Origin of the sequence: Ulvibacterium sp., from assembly GCF_965228935.1 — a bacterium.
GTDB lineage: Bacteria > Bacteroidota > Bacteroidia > Flavobacteriales > Flavobacteriaceae > Ulvibacterium.
In genome coordinates this window covers 772,463-797,090 of record NZ_OZ245846.1, presented here as the reverse complement: position 1 = coordinate 797,090, position 24,628 = coordinate 772,463, and the positions used below count along the sequence as shown (strand labels likewise).

At 44.8% G+C, this 24,628-nt stretch carries 16 protein-coding genes; 6 read left to right on the top strand and 10 right to left on the bottom strand.

Annotation, left to right across the window (positions count from 1 at the left end; genetic code table 11):
* Positions 1 to 9: 9 nt before the first annotated feature.
* Both ACO06Y_RS03500 and ACO06Y_RS03495 read left to right on the top strand, forming a co-directional pair.
* Positions 10 to 3,126: a SusC/RagA family TonB-linked outer membrane protein gene (locus ACO06Y_RS03500; protein ID WP_422082443.1), complete on the top strand. Its 3,117-nt coding sequence runs from the start codon at positions 10 to 12 to the stop codon at positions 3,124 to 3,126.
* A gap of 10 nt (positions 3,127 to 3,136) precedes the next feature.
* Positions 3,137 to 4,681: a RagB/SusD family nutrient uptake outer membrane protein gene (locus ACO06Y_RS03495; protein WP_422082442.1), complete on the top strand. Its 1,545-nt coding sequence runs from the start codon at positions 3,137 to 3,139 to the stop codon at positions 4,679 to 4,681.
* Between the two features lie 300 nt (positions 4,682 to 4,981).
* Here ACO06Y_RS03495 and ACO06Y_RS03490 read toward each other — a convergent pair whose 3' ends face one another.
* Entirely contained in the window at positions 4,982 to 8,320 is a 3,339-nt protein-coding gene (locus ACO06Y_RS03490) for a VCBS repeat-containing protein (RefSeq protein ID WP_422082441.1), read from the bottom strand.
* Positions 8,321 to 8,459: 139 nt separating this feature from the next.
* Positions 8,460 to 9,725, bottom strand: coding sequence for a multiheme c-type cytochrome (locus ACO06Y_RS03485; RefSeq protein ID WP_422082440.1), 1,266 nt, complete (start codon positions 9,723 to 9,725; stop codon positions 8,460 to 8,462).
* A gap of 235 nt (positions 9,726 to 9,960) precedes the next feature.
* Here ACO06Y_RS03485 and ACO06Y_RS03480 point away from each other — a divergent pair, with 235 nt between their 5' ends.
* Together ACO06Y_RS03480 and ACO06Y_RS03475 are read left to right on the top strand one after the other, a co-directional pair.
* Entirely contained in the window at positions 9,961 to 11,346 is a 1,386-nt protein-coding gene (locus tag ACO06Y_RS03480) for a sulfatase (RefSeq protein ID WP_422082439.1), read from the top strand.
* A gap of 145 nt (positions 11,347 to 11,491) precedes the next feature.
* Positions 11,492 to 12,145 carry a 3-keto-disaccharide hydrolase gene (locus ACO06Y_RS03475; protein WP_422082438.1) on the top strand — a complete coding sequence of 218 codons (654 nt, stop codon included), beginning with the start codon at positions 11,492 to 11,494 and terminating at the stop codon, positions 12,143 to 12,145.
* Positions 12,146 to 12,249: 104 nt separating this feature from the next.
* Here the strand turns inward: ACO06Y_RS03475 and ACO06Y_RS03470 are convergent, their stop codons facing one another.
* The 8 genes from ACO06Y_RS03470 to ACO06Y_RS03435 form a co-directional block, all read right to left on the bottom strand.
* Positions 12,250 to 13,734, bottom strand: coding sequence for a DUF1501 domain-containing protein (locus tag ACO06Y_RS03470; RefSeq protein WP_422082437.1), 1,485 nt, complete (start codon positions 13,732 to 13,734; stop codon positions 12,250 to 12,252).
* Complete coding sequence (locus tag ACO06Y_RS03465; protein WP_422082436.1) at positions 13,734 to 16,259, bottom strand: PSD1 and planctomycete cytochrome C domain-containing protein; 2,526 nt, start codon at positions 16,257 to 16,259, stop codon at positions 13,734 to 13,736. The genes ACO06Y_RS03470 and ACO06Y_RS03465 overlap by 1 nt, the downstream gene beginning before the upstream one ends.
* 227 nt (positions 16,260 to 16,486) lie before the next feature.
* The gene (locus ACO06Y_RS03460; protein ID WP_422082435.1) at positions 16,487 to 17,512 is read right to left on the bottom strand and encodes a Gfo/Idh/MocA family protein; all 1,026 of its coding nucleotides are present in this window, start codon (positions 17,510 to 17,512) and stop codon (positions 16,487 to 16,489) included.
* A 1-nt stretch (position 17,513) separates the two neighbouring features.
* Positions 17,514 to 18,785, bottom strand: a complete 1,272-nt coding sequence (locus ACO06Y_RS03455; protein ID WP_422082434.1) for an MFS transporter — start codon at positions 18,783 to 18,785, stop codon at positions 17,514 to 17,516.
* A gap of 2 nt (positions 18,786 to 18,787) precedes the next feature.
* Complete coding sequence (locus ACO06Y_RS03450) at positions 18,788 to 20,227, bottom strand: four-carbon acid sugar kinase family protein (protein WP_422082433.1); 1,440 nt, start codon at positions 20,225 to 20,227, stop codon at positions 18,788 to 18,790.
* Complete coding sequence (locus tag ACO06Y_RS03445; RefSeq protein ID WP_422082432.1) at positions 20,187 to 20,831, bottom strand: cyclase family protein; 645 nt, start codon at positions 20,829 to 20,831, stop codon at positions 20,187 to 20,189. The genes ACO06Y_RS03450 and ACO06Y_RS03445 overlap by 41 nt, the downstream gene beginning before the upstream one ends.
* A gap of 2 nt (positions 20,832 to 20,833) precedes the next feature.
* Positions 20,834 to 21,889 (bottom strand): tartrate dehydrogenase, encoded by a 1,056-nt coding sequence (locus tag ACO06Y_RS03440; protein WP_422082431.1) that lies wholly within the window; start codon positions 21,887 to 21,889, stop codon positions 20,834 to 20,836.
* Between the two features lie 15 nt (positions 21,890 to 21,904).
* Positions 21,905 to 22,633 (bottom strand): hypothetical protein, encoded by a 729-nt coding sequence (locus ACO06Y_RS03435; protein ID WP_422082430.1) that lies wholly within the window; start codon positions 22,631 to 22,633, stop codon positions 21,905 to 21,907.
* 107 nt (positions 22,634 to 22,740) lie between these two features.
* Between ACO06Y_RS03435 and ACO06Y_RS03430 the strand changes: the two genes are divergently transcribed.
* Positions 22,741 to 23,757 (top strand): LacI family DNA-binding transcriptional regulator, encoded by a 1,017-nt coding sequence (locus ACO06Y_RS03430; RefSeq protein ID WP_422082429.1) that lies wholly within the window; start codon positions 22,741 to 22,743, stop codon positions 23,755 to 23,757.
* A gap of 78 nt (positions 23,758 to 23,835) precedes the next feature.
* Positions 23,836 to 24,558 (top strand): carbohydrate-binding family 9-like protein, encoded by a 723-nt coding sequence (locus ACO06Y_RS03425; RefSeq protein WP_422082428.1) that lies wholly within the window; start codon positions 23,836 to 23,838, stop codon positions 24,556 to 24,558.
* Positions 24,559 to 24,628 lie beyond the last annotated feature (70 nt).

Genomic DNA, 24,628 nt, shown 5'->3' with positions numbered 1-24,628 from the left:
TCAACTATTATGACGCAAAAACTCAAAAAACATTTTTTATGGCCACAGGCGAGAAATCATGATTTTCTTAAGTCGGGGCTGTTGTCCCTACTGCTTTTTTTAGGCTTTCAGGCGGCCTTGGCCAGCGAGACAGAAAATTTTGACGATTCTAAAACTACAGTATTTCAATCATCCGTAAGCGGTACGATAACGGATGATACAGGAGCACCATTGCCTGGCGCAAGTATTGTGGAAAAGGGCACCACCAATGGTACCCAAACCGATTTTGACGGTAACTACACCATAAACGTGGATAGTGGTGCCACCTTGGTAGTTAGCTATATAGGATATGCTACCCAAGAAATTCCGGTAAATGGACAAAGCACCATTAACGTGACACTTCAGGAAGATGCCAGCCAATTGGATGAAGTGGTACTCGTGGGATACGGTACCCAAAGCAGGGTTTCTGTTACGAATGCCATTTCCTCCGTAACCAGTGAAGATCTAGTGGAAACCCCGGCCATTGGTGTGGAACAAGCGCTCCAAGGAAGGGCCGCAGGGGTACAAGTGACCAATAGAGGTACTCCCGGAGCGGCTCCATTGGTGACGATTAGGGGACTGGGAACCTTTGGAAACAACCAACCCTTGTTTATTGTGGATGGGGTGCCTACAACTAACTTGAACAACATACCTGCAGAGGCCATTGAGTCGGTGGATATACTAAAGGATGCCTCCAGTGCCGCCATTTACGGATCCAGGGCCTCCAACGGGGTTGTTTTGATCAAGACCAAAGGGGGTAAAAAGGGAAGGACGAGTTTCAGCGCACGTACGTATGCGGGTCTGTCCACCATTCCAAAGACCTTGGACGTGCTTAATGCCGATCAATACCGGCAATATGCCTCAGAAGCATATGATGCCGATCCGGTGGAGCCTGGAAATCAAATTTATCCTGGATTACAGCCCGGTAATTTTGATCCCAATGTGAGTACGGATTATCAGGATGAAATCTTAAGGACAGGGCTATGGCAAAACTATGATATTGAAGCCTCCGGAGGTAGCGAAAATGCTACCTATAGTGTTCGTATTGGGTACTTGAATCAAGAAGGAGCTTTGATAGAATCCCGATTTGACCGGTATTCCGTTGGGCTGAATACCACCATAGACCTAAGCGATAAGATTACCATGGGGCAAACCTTAAACTTGGGGATATCCAGAAGATTTGGAGGTGATGGGGGCACTATTTTGGGCAATGCCACTCGTTTTGACCCCACCCGACCTGTTTTTGACGAGGAGACCAATTTCTATTCGGAAATTACCACTTCTTTTAACGGCCAGGACATTGAAAACCCAGTACGGCTTAGGGAAAATGGAGAATTTTTGGAAACCCAGACCAGTATAGTCGGATCGGTTTTCGGTAGTTATGAAATCATACCGGGCCTAACCTATAAATTGACCATTGGTTTGGACCATGCCTTTACCAATCAGGATAATTTTGAACCTTCCATTCCCACGGGTTCCAGAACACGATTGTTCTCGGAGACTCGGGACAATAGACGAAGAAATCTAAGTACGGTTGTCACCAATACGCTTACATACAATACCACCATTAACGAAAAGCATAATTTGGATGTCTTGGCGGGATATGAGCGTAACAGAACAATCTTTGATCGGATTGATGCCTTTACCATTAATCCCTTGACCGATAATGTACAGAACCTCAATCCCAATGAGGTGGAGAACTTGACCAGTTCCGAATTTGAGAATAATCTGCATTCTGTTTTTGGAAGGATTGGTTATGATTTTGATCGTACGTTCTTTTTAAGCGGTACCTTGAGGGCGGATGGATCTTCACGGTTCGCACCAGGGAATCAGTGGGGCTATTTCCCCTCGGTATCTGGAGCGGTGAATTTGGCGAATCTCCCCTTCCTACAGGATAGTGAAGATCTATCCGCCTTGAAGCTTAGGGCGAGTTGGGGAGTCACCGGGAACAACAATATTGGAAATTATCAGTTTCAGACTGGGTTGTTGACCGATTTTAACTATGTAATCGATGGTACCTTGGTCAGTGGTACACGGCCGGCGAGGATACCCAATGAGCAATTGCAATGGGAGGAATTGACCTCCTTGAACATCGGTGCGGATGTGGCCTTCTTCAATAATGCCTTGACTATAACCGGAGAGTACTTCAGAAATGAAAGTGATGGACTCTTGGTTAGTGTGCCGCTTCCCAGTTCTTTGGGAGCCACAGATGCCACTCAATTCCGAAACGTAGGTGGAACCGAAAGCACAGGTTTGGAATTTACCATAGGCTATAAGGACTTGGAAGGGGATTTCACCTGGGGGGCCAACTTAAATGCCTTTGCCACCCTAAGCCAGGAAGTCACTTCTTTAGGTAGTGTGGATGCCATTTTTCAGGGGAGCTGGTTCCAGCAGTTCCATACCCGCCTTACCGAAGGGGAGGTGCCCTTCCATTTCTTCGGATTGAGGACCGATGGTATTTTCCAAAACCAGGCCGAGGTAGATGCCCATGCGACCCAAAACAATGCCGAGCCCGGTAATATCCGGTATGTGGACACCAACAATGATGGGGAGATTAATGCGGATGATCGGGTGGTTATCGGTAATCCCAATCCGGATCTGCAATTAGGGGCGGACCTCAATTTTAAATATAAAAACTTGGATTTCTCCGTTTTCATAGTTGGGGAGTATGGTAGGGATATTTATAATGGTTTTCGACTTACCTTGGAACAACAGGCACGGCTGTTTAATATGAGTACGGTAGTCTTGGATCGGTGGTCGCCGACCAATCCCTCCCAAACCATTCCCAAGGCTACCCCTGGATTTACAGGGAATGAGCAGGTATCCGACCGGTTTATAGAGGATGGCTCTTATACCCGGGTACGGCAGATGACCCTTGGCTATACCTTACCAAGTAAAGTGTTGAGCAACTTTGCCAATGGTTCCATTAGTAGATTGCGGTTTTATATAAGCGGTCAGAATTTAATTACCTTCACGGACTATTCGGGTTATGACCCTGAAATTGTACCAGTTTTAGATAATGGCACTGATGTTAACTCCATTGGATTGGATCAGGGCCGTTTCCCACAGCCAAGAACCGTTTTAGCAGGACTACAAATAGATTTTTAAAAAAATAGAGATGAAGACAAAGAAAATCATTTTAACATTTGCAGCGATATTCCTGAGTATGGTGAGTTGTAAGGAGGAGGAGTTGGAACTTCTAGATCCGAATGTAATTGTTCCCGAGACCTTTTTCCAGAATTCCGGGGAGCTCCAATCCGCGGTAAATGGAGCGTATTCGTTTTTGCAGACCCAAGGGATGTACGGTCGTATCGCGTTTTTCCTATTCGATAATTTATCCCAGGAGAATTTGGGTACGGATGCCCTTCAGGGAGGGTTAAAATCTTTTATGGACTATACTTTTGATCCTTCGCTAGCTGAATTCTTTAGGTTTTGGGAGTCGGCTTATAGAGGAGTCAATAGTTGTAATTTTGTCATTGAGGCTGCAGAGGAAGGATTGATACAGAACGTGCCGGAAAGTGAAATTAATCAACGTTTGGGTGAAGTACGCTTTTTAAGGGCGTTGTATTACTTTAAATTGACCAATCTTTGGGGAGGTATTCCACGCCCAACTTCAACAGTTGCCTCTGAAACTGGAGGGGTACCAAAATCCACACAAGAAGAAGTATACAATCTTATCTTTGAGGATCTGACCTTTGCGGTGGCCAATTTGCCCGAAGTGGGCAGCACTCCCCAAGGAAGGGCCACAAGAGGTGCAGCGCAAGCCCTTAAGGGAAAAGCGCACCTATTCCGGGGGCAATGGGCAGAGGCTAAGGCCGAGTTTGAGGCTATCCAGGGCTATACCATAGTAGGTGTCGAGCCTCGAGACAACGGGAATATTGCTGGAGAATTCAATTCGGAATCCATATTTGAGGTAAACTACAGCCAAGAAATTGGCGGGGACCAATGGAATGCTGGTGGACGTGGGGTACGTGAAAGCACCTTCCGCGGTATTGAGTATTCCCCTCTGAATTTTGCCAATATCATCGTTAGGCCAACTTTATTGGATGAGTATGAGGATGATGACCCACGCTTTGATGCCTATTTCTACAGTGATGGTAGTGTCTTTGGGGGGGAAACCTTCCCTCCAGGTTCAGAATTGCCCATTGACGGCCCTGTGGCCTTTGGTGACCCGGATGAAGATGGGAATCTCCCTTTGGTGTTTACAATTGCCTCACCGGCATGGCGAAAATATCAAAATTTGGATACGCGTACTACGGATGGATTTGAATATAGTGGTATCAACTTCAGGGTAATACGTTATGCTGATGTCTTATTAATGTGGGCCGAGGCAGAGAATGAATTGGGGAACCAAGCAGCGGCAATTTCCTTACTTAATCAAGTTAGGGATAGGGTTGGCATGCCTAATTATGGTACAGCGGAGATGGATTCCAGGGGATATCCCGTGGGTTCGCAACAACAGGTTTTTGATGCCATAGTGCATGAACGCGCCGTGGAGTTGGCAGGTGAACAGGTGCGCTACTTTGACCTGCAAAGGTGGGGCTTGGCATCCCAGGTTTTGGAGAACTACCAAACCGGCAAGCATGAATTTCTACCTATTCCACAAAACGAAATTGATGGTAATCCGGACTTGACAAATGCCGATCAAAATCCCGGATATTAATGAGAATTTTTTGAGTTAGTTTTATTTTAAGTGATTTGAGAGGGTAATAGGTTCTATTATCCTCTCTTTTTTTGGAATTCACAACTTGTGCCGGTAATTTCCCAATATTACGGAATGGCGTTTTGCCTTTAGTATTGGAATACAAAGCCTTATGCGATAAGACGGGTAAATTTATTCTCCCGAATAGCTCTTTCAAGCGTTTCCCTGATTCATTTTGTTCTGTAAAAACTTAGTACTAAAAGAAATTGGTTTCGCGAAAGACAAATTGCAAAGGTGATTTTTTCATTACTTTGAATAATGTTACTTCCAAGAAAACATCTTTACTTTTTCATTGTTCTGAGTGGCTATGATCCAAGGTTGTCCCTCATTATCTATAAATTGCTCCAAATGATGGGATTGCCCCGGAACATAAAAGCCAGAATCGGAACTTAAAATGGGGATGAAACCATGATTCTTGTCCCCCTTTAAGAACAGTCCGGTAAGGGCATCGGACTTTCCATAAAGGGTTTCCGCTGAAAAATCGTTTCCTACCAAGAGTGCATCAAGCTGTCCGTCCTTATTAAAATCATCTACCAAGATGTCATTAATGGGAGCAATTTGGCAAATTCCCGGAAGCGGGTGCAATACAAAGGAACCGTTTCCTAAATTCTCCATATAACTGCTCTGAAATGCATAAGCCTGCAGGGTTTCCTCTTCAAGATCGGTAATGTTCAACAGCGTGGCAAAATCTACCTCTACAAAGGCATCATAGGTAAGATACCTTTTTTTTAGACTGACCAATTGTGCTACAATATCATCCCGTGAATGAATGGGCAATAGTCGAGGCCCGTTTTCGGTATCAAAGTATTGCGCCAGAATGGGATCAGGGCTTCCGTTTTGGTCAAAATCCCCGTTGTACATATAAAGTGGTCTATCTTGTGTAGGATTCATAAACCCATTTAACCCTTGATTGCCCAATAAAAAATCCATATCCCCATCTTTGTCAAAATCGGCCGGGACAACACAGTTCCACCACCCGGCCGTATTGATTGAAATGCCTTTTTCATTGGAAAAGGAGGCGTCCATTGGACTTAAATCGCCCTTATTATTTTTAAATAGGGTAATGGGCATCCATTCGCCTACCAAGATCAGATCTTCCCAAGAATCTCCATCAACATCTACCCATTGGGCATCGGTAACCATACCAACCTCTGAGATGGGTGTATTCTTGGCCTCTACCAATGTCCCATTTTCATTGATCAACAAACGGCTCTTTGGAGTTTCCGGATAGGTATCGGGAACATTTCTTGATCCCACAAAGAAGTCCATGTCCCCGTCATGGTCAAAATCAAACGGTCTAACGCAATGGGTACTCTCCAGAACTTCAGGAAGCCATTCTTTGGTCTTTTCCAGTTGACCTTGGCCATTGTTCAGATATAATCGATCCTTATAGTTTTCGGAAACCTGTCCAAATTCGGTACCCCCGCTGGCGACGTAAAGATCCAAATCACCATCCCCATCAATATCCACAAAAGCGGCATCGGAATCCTCATATGGAGAATCCAATTCCTGAATTAACTGGTACGTGCCCGATTTATCCTGGGACCAAATGGTTCCGGACTGTCCACTGCTACCTCCTATAAACAATTCATCTCCAGGTTTTCCGTCCAAATTTCCAACAGCTATACAGGGTCCCTGTTGGGAGTACTGGCGCACAAGCAAGCGTTGCCGGTCAAATTCATTAAAACTATTTTCGGAATGGGTATACTCCAGTAGAACTTCGCCGGTTTTAAACAAAGTCTCACTTTCTTTATTCGGAACGGGGTCCGCCTCCGCACTTTTACTATTGAGGGTCAACGTTTGGTCGGCCTTTAGATTTCGCATCATTTGGGCTTTCCCATTGGGCCATACGATTTGTAGGGAGTCTATACTGGTGTCCCTTACCCCAAAGTGCAAAACAGGTTCCATGGAAGATAAATATCCACGGATAACCGATTGAAATTGATATTGGGTCCGGCCTTGGTTCCAAAGGGTTACTCGGGATCCGATACCATGGGTATTCTGTTCGTGGCCCTTTAACCGTAACCGTAGAAAATGCGTTTCGGAATCATCCGAAGTCCTATTTTCCAATACAAAGGCCGGTTCATTGATATTGTTGATTACCAAATCCAAATCCCCGTCACCATCCAAATCGGCATAGGCTACCCCATTGGAATAGGAAGGTCTTTCGGCGATCCAACTGGCGGAAACATCGGAAAAACCCGCCGACCCCTTATTTTCATACATGAAATTGGGTAGATATATACTATCCAGATTATTGGCAAACTCGATTTGCTTGGCCATACGTTCTTCCGTGGTACCGAACATATTGTTTAAACCGGAATAATTGATATAGTCCAAGTCCGCCACATCCTTAACATAACCGTTGGAGATATATAAGTCCTTGTCCGAATCGTTGTCCAGATCCAACATTAGGGGCGCCCAACTCCAATCCGTACTGGCGATTCCCTTGAGAAAACCAATTTCACTGGATTTGATGGGTTTCCCGTTTAATTGGCCGTTGTTCATCTGTAAGGAATTACGAACAAACTGGGCACTATAATCGTTTTTTAGGGAAAGCAAGTATTTTTCATAATTCATCATACCCAGCATTTTCTTGTGCCGTTCATAGTCCTTCGGCAACATATCCACCACCAGAATATCCGGACGGGTGTCATTGTTCAGGTCGTTGAAATCCATACCCATGGAGTTATAGGTTTCATGACCGAGAAATTCCTTGCTCTTTTCCAGGAAAAAGGGCATGGCGCTATCTGGATGAACCTGCTGAATATAGAGGAGATCCTCCGTAATGAAATCGTTGGCCACATAAATGTCCGTTAACCCATCCTTGTTAAAATCGTTTATGCCCAAGCCTAGACTAAATCCACTATGTGTAATACCCACACTGTCGGAAACATTGGTGAATACCGGATGCGGAATACCTGGTTTGGTATCATTTCTGAGAAGGAAATCCTTTAAATGGGGGGGTAGGTACCGTTTCGGAAATGGGTTGTTCTTATCTATATTAGAGTTGCCGTTATGCGCTATATAAACATCCAGGTCCCCATCATGGTCAAAGTCAAAGAACACGGCTTGTTGCGAATAATTACCATCATCCAACCCATAGGCCTCGGCCTCTTCGGTAAAGGTAGGAATCCCATTGGCCCTTACCCCTTGATTTATAAATAGTAGATTGTTGCAATCATTACGGCAATCCGCACCACCAACATTGAGATAGATGTCGTCCAGCCCATCGGAATTAATGTCTACTATGGACACTCCGGTCACCCAGGAAGAGGTTTCAAAATTTGCCTCTTCCGAAACATCCGTAAAGGTTAGGCTACCTTGATTCAAATAGATTCTTGAGGAAACCTGGTTTCCGGAAAATACAATATCGGGCAATCCATTTTGGTCAAAATCGCCAATACCCACTCCGCCTCCATTATAGCAATATTGAAAGTTTACCACATTAATGCTATCATTCTCGGTAATTTGATTGGCGAAGGTTATACCAGTGACGGTGGGATTCAGATGAACGAATCTTTTTTGCCGGTCTTGATTTTTGGAACATCCCAAAGACAATAAAAAAAGGAACAATACACCCAATACGTTTTTAAACATATGCAATATTTTTTTGCAGTCTCTAAGGTACTGAATTTGTAACGTGAAAAAGGCAATACCCGTGGGTTTTCTAATCATTTGCGAAAGTTAAAAATCAGGTTTGGATCAAACAAAAAATACGGGATAAGCGAGTAGTTCTTTACATTTTTACGTCTACCTTTTCAGCCCCGGATTGAGCATAGATATCGATTAAATGTGTACGCACATTTACTGGAACCTTAAGACTATCCAGGCCTATTTGCATAAACATTGATTTGGAGGGAATAAGCGGCATGTGGCAAGCAATACAATTTGTATTCTTCTGAAGGGAAAGCGAGGGGTCAACATTGCATAAAACCGAGTTCTTGGAGTGACACTCCATACATTTTGCGTTAAAGGATACGGAATCCCCTCTTTCATTCTTATGGGGATTATGACAGCTAGCGCAGTCCATGCCCGCTGTCCGCTTAAAGCATGTACTGGCCCTTAAAAGGTCATACTGGTTGCCATGTACATCCACCTCATTCAAATCTTTTGCTTTCGAATCCGGAAGTGAGTACTCAGTTAGCTTATCCCCGGTCAAAAAGAGAAAGGCAGGTTGTATATCCATTCTAACTCCTGAATGGCACAGTGCGCAGGCATCTAAACGTTGTTGTCGGGATAGCGTATCATGTTTTGCAATATGCCCGGCTTCACCCAAATTGGGATTTTTTTTGTGAAAAGTTACATGTTTTTCTGCTGGTCCGTGGCAACGTTCACAATCAATACCATAAACAATTTGGGATTTGTCATAGGAATTGCCCATACCGTAGAGAGCCGTGCTTTTTGCATAGGTGGTATGGCATTCCAAACATTTGGCATTTGCTGGACGGCGTTGTTCCATCAGTTCCATTGGGATACCGGGACTATTGGTCCAACTATCGGTTGGGGTGAAATAGGATATTTGTAGCTGATATAGCTTATCGTTTTCCCAGGATAGATAGGATTGTCCCTTGGTTCCCGAACCGATAGCCATATCAATTTTGGACTTGGAGATTTTTTCTTGGGAATTTGTATTCCAGGCCTCTTGATACATTTCTGAATCTTCCAAAAGCATATTGAATCGAATACTATCGTTTAATCGGTATAGGTTTTTATCTTTCTCAAAGCTCCCTTTTACAGAACCGGGATTGGCCAAGGATGAACTATGGTAATGGGCAGTTTCCAAATGGGAGGTATATAAATCCGCATGACATTCCTTACATACCTCCGAACCCACGTAGTTTTCCCCACTGGAATGGGAAGCTAGTGGTTCTATATCGTAGTAATTGGATTTTATTGATGAAGGTATCTTAAAATAAAGGTATATTCCCGATGACAGGATGAAAATAATCCAGAAAGTAATCCGGATAGATGGAATCCGATTTTGGAGTTTGTCCCTGCTCATTATGGCATTTTAGATTTTGGGGCTTAATGATCATCCAAGATTTAGACTAAGCTTTATTGGTAATATAAGGCCATTTTTATAAAAGAAGTAGAAGTATTATGATTAATTCATAGACCCCAAATCGATTTTTATTTACCGCGCAGACGCTAAACTATGTGTGCTTCCTCGGATACTTTTTTGTCCACAGATAAATTGTCCTTATCTTACGGAACACAAGACTCAATTCAGTACCCCCATGTTTTCATCTTTCAGAGTATATGCGCAGATTATCATCTTGTCGCTGGCAATCCAAGGTTGTTCCGAGAAGCCTAAAAAAGCAAGACCGGATAAACCCAATATTATCTATTTGCTTACGGACGACCAACGCTGGGACGCCTTGGGCGCTATGGGGAATACCATTCTAAAGACACCCCATTTGGATGAACTGGCCAACAATGGGCTTCTTTTCAAAAATGCTTATGTAACCACTTCCATATGTGCCATTAGCCGTGCCAGCATGCTTACCGGCCAGTATGAATCGAGGCACGGGATCCACGATTTTAAAACGGGTCTTTCCGCAGATGCTTTGGAAGATACCTATCCCATAAGATTAAAAAACAACGGCTATAAAATTGGCTTTATAGGTAAATATGGTGTTGGGGAGGCCAAAGTGCATCCAAAGGCCTTATTCGATTTTTGGGCCTGTACCGAAAAGAGTCAGCCCCATTATGAAAACACCGATGAAAACGGAAACTATATCCATTATACGGATCTGGTCGCCAATAACATTGAAACTTTTATTAATGAAGTAGATGATCGACCCTTTTGTCTTTCGGTCAGTTTTAAAGCGCCCCATGTGCAAGATGGGGATGAACGGCAGTTTATACCCAACCCAAGATATGCGGATTACTATAAGGAAGTAACAATACCTGAACCAAAAACGGCCGATCCGAAATATTGGGAATCCTTTCCCGACTTTTTCCGTACGGATGAAAACATTGGGCGCGAGCGTTGGAAACTTCGGTTCGATACTCCGGAGAAGTACCAACGAAGCGTCAAAAATTATTATAGACTCCTGACCGGAGTAGACGATGTAGTGGGTGCCCTTAGGAAACAGTTGAAAGAAAAAGGATTGGACAAAAATACGGTTATTGTTTTTATGGGGGATAACGGAATGTTCCTGGGAGAGCACGGTCTTGCCGGAAAATGGTACCCCTATGAGGAATCGGTGCGTGTTCCCCTCATCATATACGATCCCAGGGAAGGAGGCCCAAAAGGGAGAAAGGACCAAATAGCCCTAAACATAGATATTGCCCCTACAATTTTGGGATTTGCCGGAATTGATCGACCGGAATCGATGCAAGGACTGGATCTTATTGGTGTAGTAAAGAACAACGAGAGTACCCGTTCTTCTTTTTTCTACGAACATTCTTTTTTTGGAAGCCCCAAAATACCTGTATCGGAAGGGGTAATAAGTACCGAGCTTAAGTATATTAAATATACGGAACACGATTACGAAGAGTTATACGATTTATCCAATGACCCCTTGGAAGAGAATAATCTAGCCCCAGATCCCGAATATGCCGATGTATTGAAGAGTCAACGAAGTCTCTATGAGGATTTAAAGAAAATGGCAAGATAGATTCAAATGGAAGTGGTGAAATCGACCGACTTGAGGCTGTTCGTTATATGCTCCTATAAAACCATTTGTATGGGATACTTTGAAGCATTCCGGATTTATTTTTTATATTTTGTAAAACAAGTTGAAAGTTCAAAATAACAAGCAAATGAGATATATTTTAAAATACGCCTTGTCGGTACTGATCTGCGTAGGAGTTTTTACGGGCACCCAGGGCCAGAAAGCGAAAAACAATAGTAAAGGCTGGGTCTCCTTGTTCAATGGGAAAAATTTTGATGGATGGAAAGTGGGTAAAAATGCTTCTACCTTTTCCGTGGAAGACGGTGCCATAAAAGTGGCCGGTCCCAGGGCCCATTTGTTCTATGCGGGCGATGTGGAAGGCCATCACTTTAAAAATTTTGAATTTAAGGCATCAGTGATGACCAAACCTAGCGCAAATTCCGGAATCTATATCCATACCCGGTTTCAGGAAGATGGATGGCCGGCACACGGTTATGAAGTCCAGGTCAATAATACCCAGAAGGACTGGAGAAGAACGGGCAGCTTATACGCCATTGTGGATGTTAAGGAAAAATATGTAAAGGACGATGTCTGGTATACGGAATACGTCAAGGTAGAAGGCAAACGGATAATAGTCAAAATAAATGATATCGTAGTAGTGGATTATACGGAACCGGAAAACCCGAACAGGGGGGAAGGGGACAAGCACCGTATCCTAAATGGCGGAACCTTTGCGTTACAAGGACATGATCCGGAGAGTATAGTGTATTATAAGGATATCATGGTCAAGGTCTTGCCATAGCGCCGTGGTCATCGGTTCCTAGTCCTGATTTTATGATTCTCAGTGATTCTAAAGCTTAGCATCAGTTTCGAAACGATGCCTTCCCAAAAGTTTGTTCATAGTTGTTAGGATAGGACATCTTTTACCACATGACCGTGAACATCGGTGAGCCGGTAACGTCTTCCTTGGTGTTTGAATGTAAATTGTTCATGGTCTATACCCATCAGATGCATTACCGTGGCCTGAAAGTCGTGTACATGTACATTCCCTTCCACTGGATTAAAACCGAAGTCGTCCGAAGCACCATAGGAAATACCCGGTTTTACACCGGCCCCGGCCATCCAAATGGTAAATACATAGGGATGATGATCCCGGCCCCAATTCCGATAGTCGGCGATATTGCCCTGTAAAAAGGGAGTCCGGCCAAATTCACCGCCCCAGATGACCAAAGTATCCTCCAACATACCCCGTTGCTTTAGGTCTTTGATGAGTGCGGCACTGGGCCGGTCTGTATCCTGGCATTGAATTTTTAATTGGTAGTTGAGGTTTCGGTGTTGGTCCCATCCGGCGTGCATGCATTGAATAAAACGCACATCCCTCTCGGCAAGGCGCCGTGCCATAAGGCAATTATAGGCAAAACTGCCCTTACGGTGTACATCGGGGCCGTACATATCCAAAATGTGTTGTGGCTCATCGGAAAAATCGGTAAGCTCCGGTACACTCATTTGCATTTTGTAGGCCATCTCGTATTGCGCAATACGGGTCTGTATCTCCGGATCGCCAAATTCATCGTAGTTATGCTGGTTAAGGATCTGCATATCATCCAGAATCTTTCGGCGCATTTCGCGACTCATCCCTTCCGGATTTTTTAAGTAAAGCACTGGGTCTCCTCCGCCCCGGAATTTTACTCCTTGAAACTTACTGGGCAAAAATCCACTGCCCCAATAGTAATCATAGAAAATCTGACCACAACTGGCCTCCTTATCGCGCGATGTCATGGCTACGAAATCCGGGAGGTCTTTGGCCGTACTGCCTAGGCCATAGGTCAGCCAAGATCCCATACTTGGCCTTCCGGGCTGTTCGGAACCGGTGAGGAAAAAAGTAATGGCCGGGGCATGGTTCACCGACTCGGTGTACATGGATTTAATGAAACAAAGCTCATCGGCAATTTTCGCCGTTTCGGGCATGAAATCGGAAACCCACGCACCACTTTGGCCATGTTGCGCAAAATTGGCAATTTCCGCGATTACGGGGCGTTCGGTCTGCTCACCGGTCATGGTGGAAAAACGCTTTCCCGCGGTCAGTGAATCCGGTATTTGGGTGCCGTGCCATTTTTTGAGAATAGGCTTGTAATCAAAAAGGTCGATGTGGGAAGGTGCGCCATTTTGGAAAAGATAGATGACCCTTTTGGCCTTTGGGGCAAAATGGGGAAGTCCCGATCCGTTCCCGGTTAATCTTCCCTGGCCTGAGTTTGAAGCCAAGACCGATAAGGGATTTAACATGCTTCCCAAGGCGGCTACCCCGATACCCTGTGCCATTTTCCCAAAAAAATTCCGTCGGGTCATACCCGCTTGATATTCCTCAAAAGGATGTCTCATCGCTTTATCCATTACTGTCTTGTTATCGTTTCATCCAAATTGAATACAAGGGAACTTAATGCGGTGTAGGCTGCATAATCCGTTACCGCTAAGTTTGTGTCTATGGGATATTCCCCAATTGCAATCAGTTTTCGGGCTTCTTCGGGAAGGGATTGATAATCCGAGCGAAGTTCTATCAATCGGTTTTTCAAAACTCCCATTTCCTTCGCATTTGGAGCCCTTGCCGTGGCCCATTCAAAAAGAAAACGGATACGTTCGTCATCCTTGGTCTTTGCGGTCAGTACTTTTTCCGCCATAACCCGTGAAGCTTCCATATAGGTGATATCATTCAAGGTGGTAAGGGCGTGCAAAGGGGTGTTGGTATCCTGTTTTTTTACCGTACAGACCTGTCTCGGTGAATTGTCGAAGATAAAGGTCGGCCCAACGATGCGCCTCCAGAAAGTGTACAGACTTTTTCGATACAGATCATCCCCATGGTCTTGTTCGTAGTTGATGAAGCCAAAAGTAGCTTCTTCCCAAACCCCTTTTGGCTGATAGGGTTTAACGGGTTTTCCACCTATACTATCCACCAAAAGTCCGCTTACATAAAGCACTTGATCCCGAAGCATCCAGGACGGCAATCGCATCCTTGTGGCCCTGGCCAGATAGCGATTTTCGGGATCTATTTCCAGCAATTCACTACTGAATTTGGAAGCTTGTCTATAGGTGGCACTCATCACAATTTTCTTGAACAAAGCCTTTAAATCCCAACCGTTTTCCTGAAAATCCACGGCCAACCAATCCAACAGCTCCGGGTGACTGGGCAACGTACTCTGAACGCCAAAATCGTCTATGGTCTTTACGATACCCTTTCCGAAAAAGGCTTGCCAATACCGATTTATGGTCACCCTTGCCGTCAACGGTTGCTCCTTGGATACGATCCATTGCGCCAATGCCAAACGGTTATTTTCGGTGTTCCCGGGTATTGGGGGCAATATGGCCGGGACATCCCGGATTATCGGTTCGTCCATCCTGGGTTTATCATAGCCGCCCCGGTCAAGAACATAGGTGATTCGGGGTTCTTCCGCCTCGTCCATTACCATTACCTGAGTGGTATGGGCGGTAGCCTTGTCATAAGTCTGCATGGCCCTATATACCTGATCCAATAATTGGCCATATTTAGGGTGTACGTTCCTAAAGTAGTTGGCCAATTGCTTGTAACTCCCCGTTCCCCTTTTATCTGGGGGATTTATTAGGATACGGGTATCAAGACCCTTCAGTTTTTTAATGGCCTCAGCCTCGGACATAGGTACTCCAGGTTCCCTTGGGTAGTTTTCATTTTCAAAGATCTCTACCTGGGCGACCAATTCATCTACATATTTCTGAAGTTTTTGATTTTTCCTAAACTCTTCTTCAGGACTTAGACCGAGCAAGGGTTTTTGTTTTCCTCCCCAACCTCCACCTTCTTCGGAGGTCTGATTGAAGTAATCGAACATTTGGTAATATTCCTTTTGAGTAATTTGATCGTACTTGTGGTCATGGCAACGTGCACAGTTCATGGTAAGCCCCAACCAAGTTGTTCCTGTGGTCTCCACCCGGTCAAAGACATTTGTTACGCGAGTTTCTTCGGGAATACTCCCACCTTCGGTATTATAGGTATGGTTGCGATTAAAACCCGTAGCCAAAATATCGTTCCGGGTAGCGTTGGGTAAAAGATCTCCAGCCAGTTGTTTAATAGTGAATTCATCATAGGGCATATTGTTGTTAAAGGCCTGGATTACCCAATCCCGCCATGGCCACATATCACGTGTGGCATCACCTTGGAACCCATTGGTGTCGGCATAACGGGCCACATCCAACCATTCCCAGGCCCATCGTTCACCATATCGGGGAGAAGCCAAAAGCCGATCGACCAATTTTTCATAGGCATTGGGGGACGTATCGTTCTTAAACGCACGGACTTCTTCCGGGGTGGGCGGTAGTCCATTCAGATCAAAAGAAAGCCGTCTAATAAGCGTTTCTTTATCGGCCTCTTCGGAGGGTGACAATCCTACGGATTCCAACTTGTCCAGCACAAAATAATCTATTTCGTTCCTTGTCCAAGAGGGTTTGTTTACTTTGGGAAGAGGGGCCTTTACGGGGGCATTGAAGGCCCAGTGGGTTTTCCATTCGGCGCCTTGTTCCACCCATTTTAGCAAGGTAGCTTTTTCGGTATCGGTCAGGGTTAGATTGCTTTCGGGAGTAGGCATAATCATTTCCGGGTCATCATGAAGGACACGTTCAACGACCTCGCTATCTCCAGGTTTGCCTGGCACGATTGGAAACTTTTCCTTGCCTTTCAGCATTGAAAACAACCCCTCTTCGGTATCCAATCTAAGATTGGCCTTTCTTGCATTTTCATCGGGACCGTGGCAGGCAAAACAGCGATCTGATAAGATTGGTCGTACATGAAAGTTAAAATCAATTTTCTCCGGAAGTTCTTCGTAGGCCAGTTTTACGGTTTCCGGCATTTGAGGGCCGCAACCGACGAACCCCATAAGAACTATCCAAAAAAACAAATTTTTCGCAAACCTCGTAACAATTTTAAAGTCACTGGGAACCATGCCTCAATTTACTGAAATTTAGCGGGATACCCTTCTAGGGAATAATCAATTACCCCTAGTTTCTGGAACTTCGATATGGAATGAATTGAAAAGACAGTCCTGGGATGGAGCTTGTTTCCGGTATTTGGAAATCAATTTGTAGTTGAGATGGATGGGAGATACCCTTTTTTCACATTTTCCGATTAAAGTAAAACAGGGATTCCTTCGGCGTTTGAAGTGTAAATGGCTTTTTGAATTTCCAGATTTCTTATATACAGAGATCCTTCCGATTCCGCTGTTTTGTTATGCAACAAACAGTCCGTGTAATGCTCCTGTGCGGCATAAACACAGTCTCCGGCAAACCCTTTTTTCCCTCTTTTATAGTTCACTACGGCTTCGGGTTGCCCTAGGGGTTTATGGACAAGGGAACCGTCGGTGTTTAGCCAAATACTCCCCCGATTTCCTTCCACCAACATTTCACCGAAGGTGTACCTCGGATTCTCGGCAGTGTTTTCATTGTATCGGTTTGCGTCCATCAGCCCCAAGGCTCCGTTGCTAAACTCAAAATGTACCCAAGCCAAGTCCTCCCCCTTTATGTTTTTATTCAATCGGCCCAATTTGGCATATACTTTTTTCACCTCCCCTGCCAGGTAGCGGAAGGTATCGATATAATGGACGCCGGTTTCATAGACGAACAGTTTTTCCATGGTCCGGAAATAAGGCTGCCTGTTCATATAGGCATCGTCCTGCCAGCCGTCCCCTGTGCGTAGCCTAAAGTTTAAAGTATGTAGCCTATTACCGAGTAGACCCTTATCTATGTGGGATTTGATTTCGCGGAACCAGGGCTGAAAGCGAAAATTTTCATGGACTATGAGACGGAGGTTCTTTTCGTTAAAAAGATGGACGATTTCCTTGGCAGTATCTAGATTTCCACCAAAGGGTTTTTGACAGATTACCGGAATTCCATAATTCGCCACCAAAGAACACAGTTCCAAATGGGTTTCCGGAGGGGTGATGATGTCCACGAAATCGGGACGTTCCTCCTCGAGCATTTCACGGACGCTGGCATATGTTTTTTCTATACCATGGGCCGAAGCTGTTTTCTGTGCATTTCCAGGGGATACATCACAAAGAGCAGCGATATAGGCCGTTTTCGAACGCTGCCAAGCATCATAATGAAACTGACTAAAATAACCGGCACCGATACCTACTCCTTTCAATTTTTCCATATCAATATGCTTCGATCGGTTTTTCCGGTCGTACCCTGAGCCATAGGAAGATAGCGATTATATTAAAAATGGCACCGACATAAAAGAAAGTTTCCACGGAACCGGTCCAGTCTTGTAAATACGGAAAAAGGAGGGCGGTTATAAATGCTCCAATATTACCCGCCATGTTCATGGTTCCCGATACGGCCCCGGAATTTCGGCGTCCGATGTCCACACAAAAGGACCAGGATGGTGGTATGGTCATATCGGCCCCAAAAATGGCCAAGCTCAAAAATAGAATGGCCCCCAAGGCGGTTTCCATATGTACACTGGCCAGGAGCCCCAACGCGGCTAGGGCAAAACCCATGGATGCCGATAGAACGCGCGAACTTCGCCATTTACCCTTTTTATAGATGGCATCGCTCAACCCACCGGAGAACCAATTTCCAAGGGCTCCAAAGACTAGGGGCGCCGCGGCATAAAATCCGGCTTCAAGATTGTCCAATCCATAGGTGGATTTAATATGGGGGAAAAGCCATGTCAGCGCAAAGAAAAACGTAAAGTTGCTACAGAAGTATTGTCCCATAGCCAACCACATATTCTTGGATTCTATTATCCTTCCAAAAGTCAATTGGGATATGGATTCATCTTTGGAATCCTGTTGGCGCGTATTGACTATTTTTTCCTTTTCCCTTTTACTCAAATAAGGATGGTCCTCTGGATTGTCCCTAAAAAGGAAGTACCACAACAAGGCCCAGAGAAGGCCTATGATTCCCAATACCACAAAGGAAGTTCGCCACCCGTACGAATCGATAAGCCAGGCAACAAAGGGAAGGGCAAAGGCTGCTCCCAAACGTGATCCGGAGAAATTTATTCCCGTAACCAGCCCCCTCTCGGTCATGGGAATCCACGTATAAATGGCCCGCGACATTCCCGGAAAGGCCCCGGCCTCCCCGGCCCCGAAAAGCAAGCGTACCACCAGCAAGGAGACAAAATTCCATACCATACCGGTCAATGCAGTAAAAAACGACCAAATGGTTACAATGGAAGCCAAGATTTTACGAGGGCCAAACCTATCCGCGAGCATACCACTCGGGGTTTGAAACAGGGCGTAGCCCAAGGCAAATACGGAAAGTACCCAGCCCATCTGCTTGTCGGTCAATAGCAATTCGCCGGCTATGGGTTCCTTGGCCACCGAAATGCATACCCGATCGATATACAATAAAAGGGACAACAAAAAAGTGCCCAGTACCATAAAGACCCTACCTGGAAAATAGCTTTTACCCTTATCCATGTTTATTGTGGTTGCATTTTGTTCAAGACCTTACACAATGCATGCCTATCCCCTACATTGCCCGGAAAAACGATATAAGGCATATGGGGAAACCTGCTTTCGGTCCCCAATTCCCATACGGGCACACCTTCCAAAATTTGCCCTTTAATTTTAGCCCTTTTTACGTTCAAGGCCTTTGTTGCGATATCACTGGAAGTAATACCTCCCTTGGAGAGAATAAATTTTGGCCGTACGCTAATATTTTGCACGAGCTCTACCAGGGTTTCCGAAACCGAATTGACAATGTCCAAGCTTTCGGATTTATTGGTGCCTTTCACTACCACTCTGGAGGTATAAAGCACCATAGTTCGGTCTGCTTGTAAGGCTTTGTCCACCGCTGTGGCAGCATCTTGAATAACCGATGATCTCCCATTGGAATCAAATATCTTTTCCACGTCGATTTGATGGAATTCATATCCCGTTTCCTCCATTAAAACAGTCAATTGCTCCGTGGTCTTGGGAACATAGGAACCCACTATGACCAGTCCACCTGTACCGGAGGAAATCAAATCACTACCTCTTAACAAGGGGGCCAATGGAATATTCGCTATAGCATTGATAAAAGAGGCGGCGGTTCGGAACAGGATATCCCTATCCGATTTTAAGCAGCCTAGGGCAACCGCTTCCAAATCCTCATAGGAAACTGCGTTTGCCACGTAATGGGAAAACGTGTCCTCCTTCAGAACTGAGCTTACGTAGTCTGGACCTTCCGCTTCCAAGTTTTTCAAAGGGAACGATCCAATATTCTCGAGTTTGACCTCGCCATCCGATTTTTCCACGATCCAGTCCCTTAAATTGGACGAGGTAAAGCCAAAGCTACTATCCTTTGCGAAAGGTGATTCCGCAGCAGGCATCCATTCACCATTGTTGTCCAGATAATGGATGTCGTTCAAGGTATAACGTCCCCCCTCGAAAAAAGCTGGAATCAGAATGTGTGTTGCATCCGGCTTTCCCAATCCGTTGGCCAGGGCATTCACCTCATTGGGGTAGTGACCGCGAAGTGTGGAATCACTTCTACTGATGACGATCAATTTCCGGCCATACTTTTTCGAAGCTTCCCGTAGCCGTCGACCAATAGTATATCCAACTTCATTGGCCGTTTCGGGCTGCATACTTCTGGAGTTGGTGAGCATATAAAAGGTGCGAAGACCCTCCCTGAATATTGAATCGATACTTTGGTCCGACCATTCGGTGAATACCGGAATGTCATGTATTGTTTGGCATCCTGTCGGGTCGTCATCGAGCACCGCAATAATGGGATCATGCTTCGCCAACCATTGTCCGATTTCCGTCTTGAAACTTTTTTTTGGACGGTTTAGAAGGGATATGATTTTTTCGGATACAGAGGTCATTTTCTCTTGATTATTGATCCTCAATGGCAATGACCCTTGCAGGGCTGCCATCCCCATTCTTAATTTTAAGCGGGAATGCCATTAGGGTGACTTCGGTTTTCTCCAATTCATTCAAATTCACCAGACCTTCAATAATAATGATATTGTTTTCCATCAAAATCTGGTGTATTTCCGTTACTTCTTCCAAATTGTTTACATCTGCCACGGAAGGAGGTTCCACGCCCAGAATGTTGATTTGCCTTTCGCTAAACCACAGTGCCAGTTCCTTGCTTATCCGGGGTAGGCCATCCCGGTATTTGGGTGTTCCGAACCATTGGCTCCATCCACTTTTTAAAAGGATATTGTCTCCCTTTTTTACATTTTCAAGTTGACTACCGAAATCATCCAGCCGGATAAGATGATGTTCCCCAACATGGGATATGTCCAAAACCAAGGCCCGTCCCATAAGTCGGTCCAAAGGTATTTCGTCAATGGTCAATGCGTCCACTTCAAAATGCCATGGGGCATCCATATGTGTTCCGCTGTGGGAATACAGCTCCAAGGTATTGGCGTTCCAACCATCTTTTTTTAACGATTTGGCAGTGCGGATTTTCACACCAGGTTGTTGATGCTCAATGGCACGTGTAAGATCAATAATACGCCGCTTTTCGCTCATTCTTATAGTGCCTTTACCACAGCATCGGTAATTTCGGTAGTCGTGGCGGAACCTTTCAGATCTCTGGTCAAGGGCCCTTCCGCGGTTACCCTTCCAATAGCATTTTCAATATCCCGTGCGGCTTCGCTTTCACCCAAATGGTCCAACATTAAGGCCACGGACCAAATCTGCCCAATAGGATTGGCAATATTCTTGCCGGCGATATCGGGTGCCGAACCGTGAATCGGTTCGAACATGGAAGGGTAGTCCTTCTCCGGATTGATGTTGCCACTTCCGCCAAGGCCAAGACTTCCCATAATAGCCCCGCCCAAATCGGATAGAATGTCGCCTATCATATTCGTTGTTAAGATTACATCAAATACTTCTGGTTTTAAAACAAAACTTGCCGAGGCGTTGTCCACGTACATTTTATGGTACTCCACATCAGGGTATTGGGTACTTACTTCTTGTATGACCGTGTCCCAAAACAAGAGGCTATGGATCAATGTATTGGATTTGGTCACATTAGTCAATCGTTTTCTTCTTTTCTGCGCCAATTGAAAAGCAAAGTGCGCAACGCGTTCCACGCCACGTCTTGTAAAGATACTGGTTTCAACGGCCATCCCGTTCGGTGTATCGGGATACAGGATTTTCCCGTTCTGTACAAATTCACCTTCGTTGTTTTCCCGGATAATTACAAAATCGATGTCTTCTTCGGTTTTATCCCGCAAGGGGCTTTGAATACCTGGAAATAATTTTACGGGGCGATAGTTCACATATTGTTCAAATGAAGTACGTACCTTAAAGGTATAATCTTTGGCCGGTAGGGTATCGTCCACTTCCGGGAGGCCCACGGCACCAAATAGGATGGCATCAAAATCTTGAAGTAGTTCCAACCCATTTTCGGGCATAAACTTACCCTCTTTTAAATAGTATCCGGCCCCCCAAGGAAACGAAGCGGTTTCTATGTTGAAATTGTATTTTGCCGCTACCTTCTCGGCAACCTTGAGTCCCGCTGGAACAATTTCTTCTCCGATACCGTCGCCATTTACAACGGCTATTTTGTATGTTTTACCCATATATAAATAAAATGATTATCGACGTATTTTTTCTTCTGGGCCTAGACCTTCAGGCCGCTCATATGTTCTGGTCAGGGCCCACTTGTCAAACTCGAACCCATCCTCACGCATGGAAAATGAAATAGTATGATAACCGGGCCGTTGGATTTCCAAATAGATCAATTCCGGTACCCCGGTATGAACGGCCTCCGTACGTTGCCTGCTTTCCCAGGACCACTCTTTTTTATTGCCATCGAATTGCATACGTTGGCCCGATTCGGGCCAGGTTCCGTCCAAACCTACATGGATGCCGTTGTCCTCCGTTCCCGAAGTATGGGTGCGTACCCATACATAGTATTTGCCTGGATTTTTGATGTATACGTAATAATTGAGGATGGCCATTTTTCCCGGTTCGTTCGAGAAATTTTCCCCATGGATAAGCTCTTCATCATGATTAGTCCTGGTGTCCGGTAATAGTTCCAAATATATACCATTACTGGCCCCATCGGCATGGTTCCCGTCCGGATCATCAATCGCCGGCGGATTTGAGCTTTTGGAAATCGGATACCAATTGCGAATGGAGTTGTTTGTCTGAAAGGCAAAATGCTCCGCTTCGACCCCCAAAACCCCGTTCACTTCTTCATAACATAGCACCGGTTCCATACCCTGGCCGTATAAAAAAGGAGCTATCAGTAATAGATTACCAAATAGGGTAAATCTAAGAAACTGGTGCAATGCGATAACAATTTGTGCATTTTTGCACATTCTATTTAACTTTAAGTGTATTAGACAAATAAAAGAAAAGATTTATAATTTATATGGACAAAAACCAGTATTTTGCGCAAAATATTGCATAACCCTGAAACATTATTTTGTCCACTACCATTACCCTTAAAGATATTGCCCAAAAGCTGAACATTTCGGTCTCAACGGTTTCCCGTGCACTAAAGGATCATCCCAGGATTGGTCCCCACACGAAACGTAGGGTAATTGCTTACGCAAAAGAAGTAGGATATTTTGAAAAAAAGTTCGGACATGTTCTTGATCAAGAGACCAATGCCATAGGGGTGATAGTGCCTAAAATTAGGTATCACTTGTATGCTAACGCGATTTCGGGAATAGAGGAAATTGCCGAGGCCCATGGAATGCACATTATCATATGCCAATCGAACGAGTCATATGAAAGGGAAAAGAGCTTGGTAAAACAATTCATGGATCTGGGTGTGGCAGGGCTTTTGGTGTCCATTGCCGGGGAGACCAAAAAATTTGCTCATTTTGAGATGCTCAAAAGCTACGGTATTCCACTGGTATTTTTTAATAGGCTTTGTGATGAGGTACATACGGATAAGGTGGTCATCGACAACTTTAGAGCGGCTCACAACGCCACTACGCATCTGATTTCGGTAGGGTGCAAGCGCATTGCATATTTGGGCGGGCCTGAAGGGGTGCAGATCAGCAACACGAGGATGCAGGGTTATAAGAATGCCTTGGAGCGTATGGGACTTCCCTTTGACGAAAGTTTAGTGGCACATTGTAGTTTTGATCGGGAAAGTAGGATGACCCAGGCGCGTAAATTACTCTATGCTCCCAATTATCCGGACGGAATCCTTGCTTTTAGCGATCAAATTGCCATTAGTTTAATGATTGCGGCCAAGGAACGCGGACTTCGAATTCCCGAAGATATCTCCATAGTAGGATTCAATAACGAGCCTGTGGATGAACTGCTCCAACCTTCTTTGACAAGTATAGAACAACCGGGATATCAAATGGGCCGGGAAGCGGCCAAATTGGTTCTGCGAAGAAGGAAGGATCCGCATAAGGTCATAGACCGAAAAGTTTTGAGTTCGCACCTGATTATCCGGGAATCGACCAATAAGAATAAACGTTAAACTGATGAAAAAATACCGTGGTACGGATAAAGCCTTTAAAGTTATGTATCTTTCCTATCCGAAGGAATATACTGTAAAATGAAGAGTGTACATGTCCTGTTCTTTTTGATTTTTTTCACGGTATACGGTCAAACCGAAGTTGACACTATGAATTCCCTGATCGTCAAAAAAATCGAAAGTAAAAAGCATATAGACCTGGAAGAGGTCTCCCGATTGTTGGAGGAACAGACCGAATTGCAATCGATAGAAGTAATCAATTGGGAAAAGTTTCCCTATTTACCCGAGGTTAAGTTTAGGATTGCCCATAGCAATAACCAAATTTGGCTGAAGTATTATGTAAATGAAAAAAATATCCTGGCGGACCGTACAGAAATCAACGGTGCGGTATCCCGCGATAGTTGTGTAGAGTTCTTTTTTGACCCCTTGGGGGACGGTAGCTATTACAACTTTGAATTCAGTTGTATCGGAACGCCTCATCTGGCCTATGGCCCGGATCGTCATACCCGCGAATTTATTCCTCCCAAGAAAATTGAACGGCTTATTAAAATAAAGTCGAGTTTGGGAAATTTGCCCTTTAAGGAAAAGGGCGGGGGTCATCAATGGGAAATGACCATGATTCTACCCGCTGAATTGTTGACGTCCCACAAAGGAATCAAGCTTGCAGGGCTTAGGTCGAGGTCTAATTTTTACAAATGTGGGGACGATACATCCGAAAAACACTATGTCTCCTGGAACCCGGTAGGTACCGAACGCCCCGATTTTCATCGGCCGGAATTTTTTGGAACCCTGATTTTTGAATGAAATTCAGCTAAGATATCTTTTTAAGTTATGGCTGTTAAACATACCAATCGTATACTTCGGACCTTAGGGT